This is a genomic window from Paenibacillus sp. JT22N15 (assembly GCF_059383755.1).
The window spans coordinates 142360-158595 of the sequence record NZ_JBXENV010000002.1; the positions used below are offsets into that span (position 1 = coordinate 142360).

The 16236-nt window shown below is 49.2% G+C and carries 10 protein-coding genes; all 10 read right to left on the reverse strand.

Annotation, left to right across the window (positions count from 1 at the left end; translation table 11 throughout):
• Positions 1–105: 105 nt before the first annotated feature.
• Complete coding sequence (locus AC50X8_RS04300) at positions 106–5097, reverse strand: cadherin-like beta sandwich domain-containing protein (RefSeq protein WP_494878823.1); 4992 nt, start codon at positions 5095–5097, stop codon at positions 106–108.
• A 184-nt stretch (positions 5098–5281) separates the two neighbouring features.
• The gene (locus AC50X8_RS04305; RefSeq protein WP_494878824.1) at positions 5282–5815 is read right to left on the reverse strand and encodes a phage tail protein; all 534 of its coding nucleotides are present in this window, start codon (positions 5813–5815) and stop codon (positions 5282–5284) included.
• 18 nt (positions 5816–5833) lie between these two features.
• Positions 5834–6331 (reverse strand): phage tail protein, encoded by a 498-nt coding sequence (locus AC50X8_RS04310; protein ID WP_494878825.1) that lies wholly within the window; start codon positions 6329–6331, stop codon positions 5834–5836.
• 41 nt (positions 6332–6372) lie between these two features.
• Complete coding sequence (locus tag AC50X8_RS04315) at positions 6373–6888, reverse strand: phage tail protein (protein WP_494878826.1); 516 nt, start codon at positions 6886–6888, stop codon at positions 6373–6375.
• A 78-nt stretch (positions 6889–6966) separates the two neighbouring features.
• Entirely contained in the window at positions 6967–7440 is a 474-nt protein-coding gene (locus AC50X8_RS04320; protein WP_081418637.1) for a GNAT family N-acetyltransferase, read from the reverse strand.
• 1209 nt (positions 7441–8649) lie between these two features.
• A complete protein-coding gene (locus AC50X8_RS04325) occupies positions 8650–9504 on the reverse strand; it encodes a diguanylate cyclase domain-containing protein (RefSeq protein ID WP_494878827.1) in 855 nt (284 codons plus the stop codon).
• Positions 9494–11593: a cellulose biosynthesis cyclic di-GMP-binding regulatory protein BcsB gene (locus AC50X8_RS04330; RefSeq protein ID WP_494878828.1), complete on the reverse strand. Its 2100-nt coding sequence runs from the start codon at positions 11591–11593 to the stop codon at positions 9494–9496. Before AC50X8_RS04330 ends, AC50X8_RS04325 begins: the two co-directional genes overlap by 11 nt.
• A gap of 17 nt (positions 11594–11610) precedes the next feature.
• The gene (locus AC50X8_RS04335; protein ID WP_494878829.1) at positions 11611–12861 is read right to left on the reverse strand and encodes a glycosyltransferase family 2 protein; all 1251 of its coding nucleotides are present in this window, start codon (positions 12859–12861) and stop codon (positions 11611–11613) included.
• Between the two features lie 10 nt (positions 12862–12871).
• Positions 12872–14488 (reverse strand): hypothetical protein, encoded by a 1617-nt coding sequence (locus AC50X8_RS04340; RefSeq protein WP_494878830.1) that lies wholly within the window; start codon positions 14486–14488, stop codon positions 12872–12874.
• A 4-nt stretch (positions 14489–14492) separates the two neighbouring features.
• Positions 14493–16019, reverse strand: coding sequence for a glycan biosynthesis hexose transferase WsfD (wsfD, locus tag AC50X8_RS04345; RefSeq protein ID WP_494878831.1), 1527 nt, complete (start codon positions 16017–16019; stop codon positions 14493–14495).
• Between the last annotated feature and the right edge of the window lie 217 nt (positions 16020–16236).

Sequence of the window (16236 nt, forward strand, 5' to 3'; positions counted from 1 at the left end):
AAGCCCTGCGCTTATCAAATATAATTTTATGGGTTGCCGCAGCGCGAACAGCCCCTGAAGACATAAGTCTTCAGGGGCTGTTTCATGTTTTAATGTTTTAAACTATTAAATCAGCTTCGAATTAGCGAGCAGCCTCTGCACCATCACTGCAATTTCCGCTCTGGTGATAAAAGCTTTAGGGGCCAGCTGCGCACCCGATCGGCCTGAAATAATTCCGCCCTGCAAGCTGTCTGCAAGGCTGCTTTTCGCCCACACTGCCGCTTCATTCGCATCGGCATAAGGCCGTAATATATCATCTGTATTTCCCGCTGGCAATCCCGCTTTCAGTCCGGTGACGGCCATTGCTTTGGCGATAATGACCGTCGCTTGTTCGCGGGTTATTGGCTCATTGGGCCGGAAGGTTCCGTCCTCAAAGCCATTAATCAGCTTGTAGGCAACAGCTGTTTGAATCGCCTGATTATACCAAGCGCCGGTCTGCACATCAGAGAATCCGGAAGCCCCGGTCTCCAGCTTCAACCCCAGACCCCTTACGATAATAGCCGCAAATTCAGCACGGGTAATGGGCGCATTCGGATTAAAACGATCGCTACCTACACCGCTGATGACCATATGCGAGCCCATATCATTAATTGCCTGCTCAGCCCAATGTCCAGCAGCATCTTGGAACTTAACTGGATTCCAGACTAAAGCGTAAGTGCTGTTAGTAAAGCTGAATATTTTCGCCCAATAACTGCCATTCACCTGTACGATTTTTGTTGGAACATGACGGATGCTGCCATCTGCCTCGACCACAATCGCCGTTGTAATTCGCTGTGGATCAATGGTACTCGGAATCGCTATTTCACGTTCTACATAAGAATTAAATTTTGCAATCTCCTGCTGTGTCGTTCCATTGACAACCTTGACTGTAAAATTAAACGGCTCTCCAATAAGCTCGAAGCCACCCTTTGCAGCGGCTGACTTCACTTCCTGCAGCCTGCTTGGAGTTAATGCTGCCACCTCAATTTGAAACTCCAATTGTTCCAGCCCTGTTTGCTTTAGAAGCTCGCGTATATCAGAAGAGCCTGTAATTTGCTCAATAGGAAGCGTATAAGTGGCGCTTCCCGTTTGAATTTTGACAAGAGCTTGTTTTTGCTCCAGTACCTTCACATTATCCCCATTGAGCTTCACAATCAACGCACCCGATTGGATATCTACCGGAAACGTAACGACAACTCCGCTTGTTTCGTCCGCAAGCCTGCTGTTCAACGCTGCTTGATTGACGGTCAATGTCGTTACGCTTTGATTGTTGACCATCGCAGTTGAAGTCGAGCCTATGTTATACACAATTCCGTTTATAAGGACATTTACGCTTTTAGTCGTTGGCGTACTCGGATTGCTAGAGCCTCCACTGCTGCCTCCACCACTAGAAGGAGCAGCCGGTGTTACCGCATTAGACGGAGCAGACGGGGCACTGCTGCCCGCAATATTGAGTGCTTTTACTGTAAACGTATAACTGGTTCCGTTCGTAAGTCCCGTCACCGTTATTGGGCTGCTGATACCAGAAGCTGTAATATTTCCTGGCATCGCTGTCACTTCATACCCTTTCACTGGGCTCCCCCCATTATCGGCAGGGGCAGTAAAACTAACGATTGCCTGTGCATTGCCGTGGGTAGCTGTGACACCAGTAGGTACGCCAGGAACATGAATATTTAAGCGCGTCACCTTCACCGTATAGGTTTTAGAAAGTTTTCCTGCTTCTTCTACAACAATCAATACAGTCTGCTCTACGCCAGCATTCAGACTAATTGGGGCAGAAGCGATACCGCTTGTTACCGTCGCGCCATCCACTTTAATTGTTCCGGCTCCGCTTGGCGTCACGGTAAGAGTGGAGACGTTATACGGGACTGTCAATCCGATATAATCATACGTACCACTGGCAAACACAAAACCGCTTGGACTGCCGCTTAAGGAAAGATTAATGAGGTCTGCTGCCTCTGCTTGCGTATAACTAACGCTTTCGACGTCACTGTCGAAATAATCGGCCTTCGTCGCAATCGCCTTCACCGTCATCGCTGCACTAATCGTCGGCTTCGCCAACGCATTATACGCAAGCGTTGAACCGCCTACCGCTGGCGCTGGCGTACTCCCGTCCGTCGTGTAATAGATGTGGTCAGCTCCAGCCGATACAATCTCCAGCTCCGTGCCAAAAGCGACTGCTCCAGCTGCTGGATTGAATGTCGGCTTTGCCTGCGCTACTTTCTCGCGCGTCACTTTAATCACATACGTTTTTGCACTTTTTCCCGTTTCCGTTGCCATAACGGTAATCGTGCGTTCCACCCCCGGCGTAAGCGTAATCGCCGCTGAAGCTGCCCCACTTGCTACCGTCGCTCCATCTACGGTCAGTGTGCCCGCTCCGCTTGGCGTCACCGTTACGCTCGCGACGCTATTGTCTACCGTCACGCCGTTATACACATACGTCCCGCCTGCAAAAACAAATCCGCTTGGTGCACCACTCAGCCCAACGTCCGTCAAATTCGCTGTCGCCGCCTGCGTATAGCTCGCGGTCGCAACCGCACTGTCCAGATTGTCTGTCTTCGTCGCAATCGCCTTCACCGTCACTGCTGCACTAATCGTTGGCTTCGCTGATGCATTATATTCCAGCGTTGAGCCGCCTACCGCTGTCGCTGGCGTACTTCCATCTACCGTATAGTAGATGTGATCGGCTCCTGACGATATAATCTCTAGCTCCGTACCGAAGGCCACGGCTCCCGCTGATGGATTAAACGTTGGCGTTTCCTGCGCTACCTGCTCGCGCGTCACTTTAATGACGTACGTATTTGCACTTTTCCCCGTCTCCGTTGCTACAACGGTAATCGTGCGTTCCACTCCCGGCGTAAGCGTAATCGCCGCTGAAGCTGTTCCGCTTGCTACCATCGCTCCATCCACGGTCAGCGTCCCTGCTCCGCTTGGTGTCACTGTTACACTCGGCACACCATTCACTACCGTCACGCCGTTATACGTGTACGTACCACCTGCAAAAACAAAACCACTTGGACTGCCGCTAAGCGCGAGGCCTGTTAAATTCGCCGTAGCTGCCTGCGTATAGCTGGCGCTGCCTACAGCACTATTCAGACTATCTGTCTTCGTGGCAATCGCCTTCACCGTCATCGCAGCACTAATCGTTGGCTTCGCTGCTGCATTGTACTCATGCGTCGAGCCGCCTATCGCTGTCGCTGGCGTACTTCCATCTACCGTATAGTAGATGTGATCGGCTCCTGACGATATAATCTCTAGCTCCGTTCCGAATGCCACGGCTCCCGCTGCTGGATTAAATGTTGGGGTGTCCTGCGCTACCTGCTCGCGCGTCACTTTAATCACATACGTTTTTGCACTTTTTCCCGTTTCCGTTGCCACAACGGTAATCGTGCGTTCCACTCCCGGCGTAAGCGTAATCGCCGCCGAAGCTGTTCCGCTTGCTACCGTCGTTCCATCTACGGTTAGCGTGCCTGATCCACTTGGCGTTACCGTTACACTCGCAACACCATTCACTACCGTCACGCCGTTATACGCGTACGTTCCGCCCGCAAACACAAAACCACTTGGACTGCCGCTGAGCGCGAGGCCCGTCAAATTCGCTGTCGCCGCCTGCGTATAGCTCGCGCTACCTACAGCACTGTTCAAATTGCCCGCCTTCGTGGCAATCGCCTTCACCGTCACTGCTCCGCTAATCGTTGGCTTCGCTGACGCATTATACTCCTGCGTCGAACCGCCTACCGCTGTCGCTGGCGTGCTTCCGTCCGTCGTGTAGTAGATGTGGTCGGCTCCTGCTGACAGAATCTCTAACTCCGTTCCGAAAGCGACCGCTCCCGCTATAGGGTTAAACGTTGGCGTTTCCTGGGTTACCTGCTCACGTGTCACTTTAATGACATACGTTTTTGCACTTTTTCCCGTTTCTGTTGCGACAACGGTAATCGTGCGTTCCACTCCCGGCGTAAGCGTAATTGCCGTCGAAGCTACTCCACTCAGTACCGTCGTTCCGTCTACGGTCAGCGTGCCTGCCCCGCTCGGTGTCACCTGTACGCTCGCAACACCATTCGCGACTGTCACTCCGTTATACGCATACGTGCCGCCCGCAAACACAAAACCACTTGGGCTGCCGCTGAGCGCGAGGCCCGTCAAATTCGCAGTTGCAGCTTGTATATAGCTTGCACTGCCTACAGCACTATTCAGTTTGCCTGTCTTCGTGGCAATCGCCTTCACGGTCATTGCTGCGTTAATGGTCGGCTTCGCTGACGCATTATACTCTAGCGTCGAACCGCCTACCGCTGTCGCTGGCGTACTGCCATCTGTCGTGTAGTAAATATGCTCGGCTCCTGCCGAAATAATAGATAGCTCAGTGCCAAAGGCCACTGCTCCCGCTGCTGGATTAAATGTCGGTGTGTCTTGAGGTATAGGGCTGATCATATTCGTCAGCGTGATGTCATCAATATTCAAGTCGGATGGCGCACTGAAAGTATCTGAAAAGTGCCATTGAAGCGTTACAGAAGCAACATTCGAGTAGTTGTACGAGGTTCCATTGCCCAATAAAGTTGATATTTGAAATTTCTTGTTGACTCCGCTCTCATATAGATTAACTACACCTGCGCTCGAGTGCGTAGCAACCACTGCACCACCAGCATCCTTTAAAGTGACAGTAAGCTGATCAAGCCTAGGGTTCACCAAATCTGAATATGCGCTGATACCTAAATCTTTAAAGGTAAAACTGTTAAGCACGGTCTGCCCTTCCGCTTTAATGACGAGCTCGCCCGTCGTATTCCCAGTCTGCAAATGCGCCGACCATAAAGAAGTTCCGTCCTGTTCAAAGCCATTTGTTACGACAAACTTATCTCCCTGCTTCCTGAAGCCCGTTCCGCCTGAATCATTTACCCCTAAGGTATCACCAAAATCATAAGTCCCATCCGCTGTCCCCGCAGCTGCATTCAGACTTGCCGGAAGCAGATTAAGCATAACGGCAAGCACGAGCAGCATAACGGCAACTCGCTTGATAGGACTGCCAAACTCTCCTCGCCTCATCGTGACTTTGCCTTCCTTCTGCCCCACTAATTGATGCCTCATAACCGCATCTCCCCTTGTTCTAATAGAAATCTTCACACTTTTAATAAACTTCACTCTTCCACTCAAAAAGCGGGTGCTATATCCCGCATCTGCCGAGATCTCCTGCACCCGCTACAAGTAATCACTCTTTTTCTCAAAAGAGCGACTTCCATCACTATCCCATCTCAGCCAGCCTGTGCTTCCTCTATCCTCTTGGAGGATATTCCCCATTAAGGCATATTATGAAATTCATTGCCAAGTACGGCTGCATATTGTTATGCGGCTGGCTGCCGCCTGCTGGCGTAAGCGCTAGTGGATTCATTTGCGTATTATTTGCTGCTTTATATAGCGGCCGCTGAACGGCTGGCCGTCCTGATGCTTTCGTCTCCGCCCAATAATGATTGGCTGGATCATCGGAGTTTTGCTCCGCCGCAATTCCGTTAGCAGCATGTGTATGGGCAGGAATTTCAGTAGAGAGAAGCGTTACTTGAGCGTCTCCACCCTGCTCGCCTACCGTTGTTGGCGTAAGCCCGGGACCTGCTCCTTGTCCCAATGGAGCCATCCCCATTAAATTAGGCAAAGCAAAGGTTGTCGATCCATTTCCGCCATATTGCGCGCCAATAATAGAGTACAAAACAGAATTGGATTGAATCTGCAGTATAGCTCCATTGCACAACGCCCAATTATTTGGTGGATAATTCCCCGCAAAAATGCGTATTTCCCCTGTAAATGCATCCATATGATAAGGCTGCCTCCTTTAACTTCTTGGTGGGTATATTCCTGTAATAGCGATACAAAAATTCAGCGCCAAAAATGGCTGCATATTGTTATGCGGCTGACTGCCACCTGCAGTGGCGATAGCGCCTGCATTCATAGTGACGTTCGCAGAAGGAGGCGCATAAGGCGTATAAGGTGTGTCTGCCCAAGCATTCCCCGCTGGAGATATTTGATCAGCCGTTTCCGAGGAAGCAGCGAGCTGGTGCGTATGCATCGGCATCTCGTTTACCGTTAAGGTGTGATTGGCCTCTCCTGCTACATTGCCAAGTGGAATATTCTGTCCGACATGAACGGGAACCCGTCCTTGTAAATTCGGAAGCGCAAAATTATCCCTCCCATTCCCGCCATAATACGTGCCAAGAACGGCGAACAACGCTGTGTTTGTTGATATCTGCAATAATTGCCCATTGCATGGAGCCCAGCCCTTCGGTGTAAAACCAAATGGGAACACTCTAATTTCGCCAACAAATGGATTCATTTTCAACCTCCTATATAAAAAGAATGAGATCTATAAAACAATTAAGACTGGGGTGGAAAGATCCCGAAAAGTGCAATAATAAAAGAAACGGTCAAGGAAGGCATCATATTGTTATGGGGCTGACTGCCACCGAAGGAAGAAAGATTGTTGTTATTCATAGGAGACTGTGGAAGTGGATTGTTGCTGCTATCAAGACCTGTGGAATATACGGCTGCTTTCGCCCAGGTATTATTTTGGGGAGAAGAGGCACTGCCCATAGTTTGGACTACTTGGGGTAAGTGAGTGTGGGTAGGTAACTGAGTAGTTAAGAGTGTGACGTTTTCTGTTCCTGCCTTCATGCCTAAGGGATAATTGGTCGCTTTATGAATGGGAACCCTCCCTCTCAAGTCCGGTAGTCCAAAGGTCGACATACCGTCACCACCGTAGGTAGTCCCTAATAGCATATATAACGTTTCATTCTCTGATATAGATAAAATTTGGCCTTCACATTTCGCCCAGCCCTGTGGAGCATAATTACCAGCGAACATGCGAATTTCACCAATAAAAGCCTCGCTCATTTTATAATCCCCTCCGATTGAACATTTAAAGCTGCTGAAAAACAATAGGTGAGCCGAGGCCTGTCCTGTCTTAGGAGTCTATGGCTTCCATTCCATCAATATATGCATGCCTTGCTCCTCTACCATGTGGAAGCCTAGTCTTTCGTATAAACGGAGCGCCTCATTGCCCCGCATCACATGCAGTTGAATAGGCTGCTTTTTCTCAGCCGCTTCTTCCTGAAGCTCCTGAAGCAAGTACGTGCCATAACCAGAATTGCGGAAAGCTGGCAGCAGTGCCACATTAACGAGTATCATTCTATCTGCCTTGCGAACAAGCATGCAAACCCCGATTTGGAAATCATCCTTCATTAAAATATAGTTCTCCGCATCCGGATACTGCGATTCATAAGAGCGCTTCTGTAAATCATATTGCATGCGCAGAAAGGCCTGCTGAAACGATTCCTCCCAGCCCCATGCTTCTACTTCTTCCTCGCGGGTACTCGCATAAACACGATATAGAAATGAATGATGCTTCTCCCCTGCCTGTGCCATATGGAGTCTGCCCGTAAGCACTTGCTATCCCCTCCTAAAATCAACCAGAAAGATGATTACCATATTTATCTATTCCACATCTAAATTTACAATCCTCCTTAATATTCGACATTTTATTTTAATTTTAACTTAAGTTGATATTGAATTTAAATTCAACTTGGATTACGAAAGCGTAGCCTCCACACCATCCTGCACTATGACATCATCGGGTATCCATTCGTTCAAGTACTTCGGTCTGGGTTCCCCTTGTTCCGTGGAATAATTGCTGTGGCAGTTGGTCTTTTTTATTTGCTCATGAATCATAATCGCGGCGGCATATATATGGTGCTCTACCCTTATGATGATGAAGCGAAGGAAAACTGAGACCAGGCATTATTCAAGAGCCTTTTCACAAGCCAACCGTTGTATTAGTAGTAGGATGAAAAAGTATGTTAGAACAAAAAAGACCAACCAGATAAAAATGGTTGATCTCATCACACGAAAGGGAGACAAGACTATCGAGGCTCTCAACAGTTTTTAAAGGAGAGATACATTAGAATGGAATAGACTTTGATTAAATGATTGTATAAATTTTCGAAACAGTTAATCTAGTTGGGTAATTTATCAAAAAATCATTCAGACTTACTGATTCCGTTATCTTTCTATTTGTAATAACCTCACTAAGATGCGTATTAGTATCTGGAGTTACAGTTGCATCTAGTAGGATAATATCAAATGGCTTAGAAAGACCTTTAAATAATATCGATAATTCATTATAACTGTTATTAATCTCTCTAATAAAGTCACAAGAACACTGTCTGTGTATGAGATAATAATGTTGAGGTACAGTAACATTGAGATACTCATTAATTTGGTCTATATGGATATCATGTATTTGTTGGTAATGAGTTAATGTGCTTGAGGGTATTTTATCATTTGTTGCTATATGTAGAAAAAAACACAAATTTCATTCCACCTCCGATGAGTGAACCTTAATTAATTTTTCAAGCGGTCGACACTCATTCATTACAATATTTGGGGACGTACACACCATTTAATATATTAACACAAAATTGGATAATTATAGTACATGTTTCATCTAATCTGTGAACTAGCTACTTATAGGCATTCGTAATTCAGGTTCAATCACCAGCAAAAAAAAGAACCCCTTGAAATCAAGGGATTCTCTATAACTTGCTATCCGCCAGATTGCTATCCATTCGGCATCTGTCTTCCCATTATCCTTCTAGCTTACACATCATACTCCAGCTGCTTCCGCGCCTGCACGATGAAATCAAGCGGCGTCGGGATCGCTTCCGGCTCATATTGCAGCGCCCCGATTTTTAGGCTCAGCTCCACCTTGTATTTATGCGAAAACTCGGCAGAATTAAACTCCTGGATTTTATGCCGCAAGCGCTCGATGACGATATTCGCCCCTTGGCGGTCTGTGAACAGCAGCAGCCCCCAAGTCGGATTATCCTTGCTCAGCATATAAATCGAATCATTCGTCCGAATGCTCGTCTGGCTCATCTGCGAAAGCTCGAAGATCGCTTCCGTCATCCGCTCCTCGCTGACCATCCGCCGCAGCTCATCCCAATATTTCACGTTCACAACAAGCAGTGTGAGCGGAATTTGATACCGGGTGGACAGCGCCATGAAGACGGCGGCGTCATTTTGGAACGAGCGGCTGTTGCGCAGATTCGTATTTTCATCCATCGTCGCCAGCCGGCTGTTCGTTTTCTTGAGTTGTTCATTTTCCGTTTGGAGCTGTCTGCCCGCAAGCGTGAACATCCACGTCACCAAGGTGAATACCGGCGTCATGACGAGCCAGAAATAATTGACGCTGCTGACCGCCTCTCCCCCCACAAGCGTTCCATATAGCGTATAGGTACCAAAGCCAAAAATAAACACAATGTTGAGAATCAGCCCTGTCGTCACATTCGTGAAATACGTAATGATCGCAATCAGGAAAGCGACATTCAGAAAAATAACATTTTGCAAATAACGGTCAGGATCTCCCGCTGTAAATACAATGCAAATGAAGCTGACGACGATGAGCAGCAGGAAGCCGCTGTCGGAAATAAGACTGCTCTGATTACGCCTCATCGCGATCACCCCGTCTTCTGCGATATTTGCGAGCCAGGAAAATCAGCGATACGAGCACCAGCACCATAACAAGCGCTGCCGCGATTACGAAGCTGAGCACATCGGTGCGTTCCATCACATTGCTAATGACGGAGGCTTGCTCGGGCTCCGCTTCTTTTTTGAAACGAAATGCGTTAATGTTGCCGTCCTTGTCCGTCGATACGCCATCGCCGAACACCTTCCATACCGTTCCTTGGCTGGCGACCAGCTTGGAAGCTAAATAATAATATTCCGAGTCTGCCCCAGTAACGGCAAGCAAGCCATGTCCCGCCTCATACGGGGAGTCAATAAGCTGCAACGTCCCGATACGCTTGCCGTAATCGGAGTCGATGCTCATTTTCTCATTGGACTGCAAGCCTGCGCCATTCGCATCATATTTGAAGTACAGCGCAGCATTATGATCACGAATCACCTTGTTGCTTTGGAAGGTTCCGATCGCGATGACGTTGCGGGCTTTCAAAACATCAGCAGCAACATCATCGCTATAAAAGAGAACGTCTCCCGTGTTGCCCTCTGCATATTGGCCGAGCAGGTTAAACAGGTTCGCTACCGTACGATACGTGTAGGAATCGCGCTCCTGCGGCAGCACGACCGCTACCTGGTTAAATGCTCCATCTCTCAAAAATGGATACGGATAGTTGTTGAACAACAGCTCCGTCCGATCCTTCGTATTCAATTGCAGCATGGAATCCTTCGTCACGAAAGCCCACGGCATTTGGTTCTGATTTTGCACGCAAACGGCATTTTTCAGCTCTAGATCAAAGGCGACAACGACGGAAAAGTTGCCGGAAATGTCCAGATTTTTCGGAATTGGCAATGTAATCGAATCGCCATTTGCCAGCTCCTCCGTCAGCTTCTTGCTGCCGATTGGCGTATTGTTGATGAGCACTGTCACCATCGAACGGTCAAAATCCAAGTTTTTCGCATAGCGGAAATCGAGACTGATTTTGCTTGCGTCAGCGATGGAACGATTGGCTGGCAGCGACACAAAATAAGCTTTCTCCTGATGACGAGGGCCCTTCAGCTCGTCGCCTGATTCGGTCAAAACGACATTGCGGCTAATGTTGACCACAGGCGTCGAGACATCGGTGCTCTCATCGACGATTTTACGGTCGGAGCTGAGCTGGCTCATCAATGCCTGATTCGCCACAAGGCGGCTTGCCTTCACAAGCAGCGCCTCATCCTTCGCGGTTACAACGAGCGCCCATTGCTCGCCTTGGCGCACGAGCTGAATCAGCGCTTTACCGTTCAAATCCGGTGTGCCGACAGCTGTCTTCAGCCCGCTCGGCAGCTGGTCATACAAGGCGACAGCCGTAACGAGCTTTTTGCCTGCATAATATTCATCATCGAAGGCAAGCAGCGGAATCGTCTTGTCCTGAAGCGTATTCGCCTTGGCAAAGCCAGACAGTGCATAGACGGCCGCTTCCATTTCTTTCGCAGAAGCCTGTGCCGGCACTGCAATCGTATTCAAGCTTTTGCTGACTGTATCGAGGCTTGTAAAGCGCTCATTAAAATCACGGATGGAGCCGTCCAGCGGCTTGCTTACATAACGAACATCCACGTTGGAGCTGCTGTATAGCTGGAGCCAATTGTCCCGCTCCTCATCCGGCGAGCATATTTGATCATTGACGATCGTCTGAATGCTTCCTTCTGTCGACAGCGTGTTTGTGCCTTCCGCCAGCAGCTCGCGAGGAATCGTCACGCTCAGGCGCTGCTTTTTCTCTACCGTGCGATCCGGGCGGAACGAATAGAAGGCTACGCCATTGATCGCCAAAGTGACGCTGGAACGGTCCTTATCGGCGAGCTGCGACACCTTATAGTCCATATTGACGACGACGCTGCTCACATTCCAATAAGACGGTATTTGAAAAAAGTCCTGGCGCGTCGCCATCACACCCGACATGGATGTATCTGCTGTAATGAATGGAATATCATAGCTCTCTGTTCCCGGTGCCTCTGCTGCGCTTGCTGTTGCTGCTCCAAGCTGGCCCAGCTGTCCAAGCAGCAGCGCCATGCATATGAAGGTAATGACGAATATGCGTCTTTTCATGATGCTCTCCCCCAGCTTTAATAACGTTCGGTTTTGTACCATTTTGCTTCGCGCTTAAATACTAAATCCTTGAGGTACGTGTATAAGCCGTAAGCGGCAACAACCATCCACATTTGGCAATAGGATACGTACATCAGCATAATAATCCACACATTGGACAGCCTCAGCTCGCCTTTTTCCGTCGTTAGCGTAATATAAGTGCCTACAATAAACAGCGTGACCGCCAGCACCCAGAGAAAGGAGCTGAATCCGGCGATCGTCGTATGTACGTAACCTAAGGCGTGAAGTATGAGCAGCAGGTCAGACATAACGAGCGACGTGAGAAGCAGAAAATAAATCGATAAAAAGTATAATATATCAAAGCGGATGTTCGTCGCCGAGCGGTCAAACAGCAAGGGAATATTTTTCACAATGACATAAATGTTTCCCTTCGCCCAGCGCGTTCGCTGCTTGAACCATACTTTGACCGTTTGCGGCTCCTGCTCCCAGGTGACGGCCTTCGGCTGAAATTTGATTCGGTACCCCATCATGTAAATACGGAAGCTGATCTCGGTATCCTCGGCAATCGCCTTCACATCCCAGCCGCCAATCCGCTCGACGATATGGCGCCACATAATGAAGTTCGTTCCCGGTATCGTGCAAAGCTTGAACAGCTTCCATCTGCCTGCCTGCGCCATCCATTGGAAGGACAGCGTCTCTATGTTAATGAAACGGGTGAGCAGATTCGTATCGCGGTTGCGTGTTCGAAACTTTCCGATGACCGCGCCCAGCGTATCATCATTCGTAATTTCACCGACCAGATAGCGAAGCGCTGTGCGCTCCGGCGTATTGTCAGCGTCATAAATGGCGATAAGCTCGCCGCGGCTCTGCTGAAAGCCAATGTTGAGCGCATTCGACTTGCCCTTGCCGCCTGTCACCTTGTCGGTGTTGATCACGATTAAATTGCGTCCCACGTATCTGTCCTGTACCTCGGCAAGCAGCGCCGCGCTATTATCCGAGGAATTATCGTTAATGACGATAATTTCGTAGCGGTCATGCGGATAATCAAGCGCAAGCAGCGACTCTACTGTCTTCGTAATGACCTTGCCCTCATTGTGGGCTGGAACCATAATCGTGACGAAGGGGGTCTCCCCCTTGATTTCCGGTACAGGCTTCCCCTCGCTCTGAATATAAAATAAATATCCGGCGATTATCAGCACCACATTGACGAGCAGAAGCGACCAAATACAGATAACGGCAATCAACATGAGGATGTCTGCGATTGTCATAGCTGTCTCCTTATTTGAAGTATTTGCGTCTGTAGAGTCGGTATCCGATCATAAAGAGGAAGCCGAATATGAAGAGCGACACAATAATAATGACGATAAAAATTTTATTTTGCACATTAAACAAGGTGGTAAAGCTTACCGTGCCCTTATCTGCATATTCAAAATCAGAGCTGACCTGCCGCAGCACATCATTCAAGGTTACCGCTTGACCATTAATGGTCATATGGCCGCCTTGCGACAGGATGACATGCGCCTCGGTTCGCACCTCGTGGCCTTGTTGCTTATAATCTGCGAAGGTCATCCAGCTCTCTGTAATGCTGGCGAGATCGGCGCTTAGCTGCGCTTCATTTTCAGCAAAATCATACGTCAGCGCCGTATTCATCGGAAGCGGCTCCCAAGCCTTGCCCTCACGGTCAAAGCTGGCAAGATAGCTCGGGCTTATGCTGTAAAGCGATGAGGCGAAGGGCTGGGAAACGTTCGTCTGCGAACGGTACATCAGCTTCTTATTAGGCAGCAGCACCGCCGAATTAAAGAAGCCCATGCCATCCACAGCGTATTCCTTATCGTAGGACCAATACATTTCCGCTCCCATGCCAAGCGGGGCAATGCCGTAAGCCGCTAATACGTCAATGAACGAGGTCATCTTCGTTTTCAGCGTCTGGTCATTTTGACCAATGGTTGAAGCTACGACTGGCGCATTGACCAGCACAGTGCCGTTTCGCGACTGGACATACTTTAACGTTTCCAGATAGCGCTGCATCGCCGGAAACTCCGAATTGCTGAACACCGGCTGGACGCTTATCGCAAATGGAATGCCAGCATCATATAAAGTATCGGCCATTTGGGCCAATAGCGTTAAATCCGAAAACGGGTATATTTCCTTAAAAAGCAAGTAGGTTTGCCCCGGCTCGGCAAGTCCCAGCCAATCCTTCAGCACATACGATATCGCCAGCTCGCTCAAATTCCCCTTTTGAAAATAAGGCACATACGCCGTATGCTCATTCCTCACCGCGTAGGGAGAGCTTCCGTTCGCCCCGCTATTTTGCTTGGGCGTGAAGCTGCCGTAGGCCTCTGCCTGAAGATTCACCGAAGGATTTGCTGCCGTCTGCTCCATCACGATGTACGGGGTGTTTTGCACACGCACCGCCTCATCTGAAAATGGGCCAATCGCAAGACGCATCGTTTCCTCGCTCGGCGTTTGTTCGATGGCAATATGCAGCGATTGCTGCTGCGGAGCAGGCAGATCCTCGCCGATGTGAAGATAATCGCCGCGATAGGCTGCTCTATCCTGAACAAAAGCAGCATTCGTCAGCTCCATATCCGCTGCATTTCGCACCAGAATCACCTTGCTATACTGCTCCAGCATGCCGCCTGAGTAACCATCTACGGAGAGGATTGTCACCTGCGCCCCGAATGCGGCAAGCTGCTGCTGCAGCGCCTCGACATTGCCAGCCTTTGGCGTGCCACCCGCCAAGCTGTCATAGAGCAGCAGCACGCGGATCGGCTCCGCCTCTCTTTCTGCGGCAGCAGCGAGAGAAGAAATGGAAGAGCTATAAAGCAAACAGAGCAACAGCAGCAGGTGCAATAGCGTTTTCGGTAATGGTTGTCTACATTTGCTTTTTTTCACCTTCTCACCTTCCCACCCTCTCTAGATGTATTTCGTTTGGCGAATCCTGCTCCTGCTCGCTATGCCATAATCTGCGGCGCACAGCATCTGCGATAACCAAAAACGTAATGAGATCAAAAGCCGCGGTAAACAGAAATTCATGCTTCGCCAAATCGGCGTCCCCCGCCCCGATAATCGAGACGAAGATGCCGGACAAGCCGGCCAGCATCATCATGACGATGAGCGGCAGGCGCGAAGCCCGCCTTAAATTTCGCGCCCTGATCGCCGCTACGAAAGCCGGCATATAAACGCCAACGACGACAATCATCCAGATGACGATGAAGCCGAAGGTTTTGGGTGCAAGCGCCTCTTTGAGCAAGCTGTAGCCGGAGAAAAAGACCGTCTGCTGGCCAAACGGCTTGCCTGCTGACTTCTCATAGTTGCCCATCGCCGCGGGGCGGATGGTGAATGCATTTTTCGCTGCCAAATTCAGCATGCTGCCAGCCTGATCCGGATGGCTGATATAATAGCCGACAATCGCACCAAAGCCGTACTGGCTATAGAAGTTTTCCTCTAAAATCGGCGAATCCACATCCACCGTCGTAAACGGCTCATAATAAATGCTGTCCTTCAATATCGCATATTGCTTGTCCATGCCGAGCGCCTCCAAGGCGCCTTCCGGATCGTCTGAGCCCATCAGCACCCCGCGCGTCATCGCATGGTATTTGTTAATATTGACGAACTCCTTCGGAATGAGCACATACGTTGCAATGCCTGCCAGCATCAGAACGGTGAGCGATGTCAGCATTAGCACGCGGAACGTCCGCTTCACATGGATGAACAGGTAGAACAGCCCGATGACGGCAATAATGACGCCAACCGGTGCATTTTGCTGCTTGCTCGTCGTCAGCAGAAACCCGCTTACTGTAAACACAGCGAGCATCGCGTAATCATTGTAACGGCGGCGGTAAAGCAGCAGCCCTGAGGCAAAGACGAGCATCATCATAATAAGCACGATGCCTTCGCTGAAAAAAGAATTGAAAAACGCCGTATATCCCGTATCGCCAAACATAAAAATCGCCAGCAGCGCAATTATATAGCCGTATTTCCGGTCAATTTTCCAAGTCAGGCTCTCAACGAGCAAATAAATCGCAATGACGTAAAGAATCGTCAATATGGCCGCCTGAAAACGCACATCGAACACCTGGCTGCTGGCCAGCAGCGTATTCAGCGCAACTGACAATTGAATGAACCAGGATTGCGAGGACGTAAAGGTTGTCCCATTTTCATTGTAATATTGCAAAATGCCAAATTTCTTTACAAAGTAGCCGAGATATTGGCTGTCATAATCCGGGGCGTTAAAATATAAGCCGTTGCTGTACAAAATACGAAAAAAGTCCCCATTGTCCGCCATCCCAATATACGGGGGCGTGAACAAGGCGATAATGGTAATAATGAGCACTGCCAAAGCGGCGAAGCTGGCAGGCGATAGGTATCTGTTCAATAAGGCATAGGCTCGCCGCGCATAGTGCTTGGCCCTGTCTGCTATCATGGTGGGCGCCTTCTTTCTTAATAACTTTTATAAACTTGGTGAAAAAGGATCATCGCTGCGCGAAAGGTTTGGCTTACGATCGCCATTACCCTTGAATTTCTGTGATTAAGCCGCAATAGGAAGAAATTCAAGGGTAAAAACGAACGCTACCGCTTCTCCAGCTTAAACCTTTCACTCCGCTTGCCTTTTTCACCAAAGTTTCTGCTAAGGAAAATTA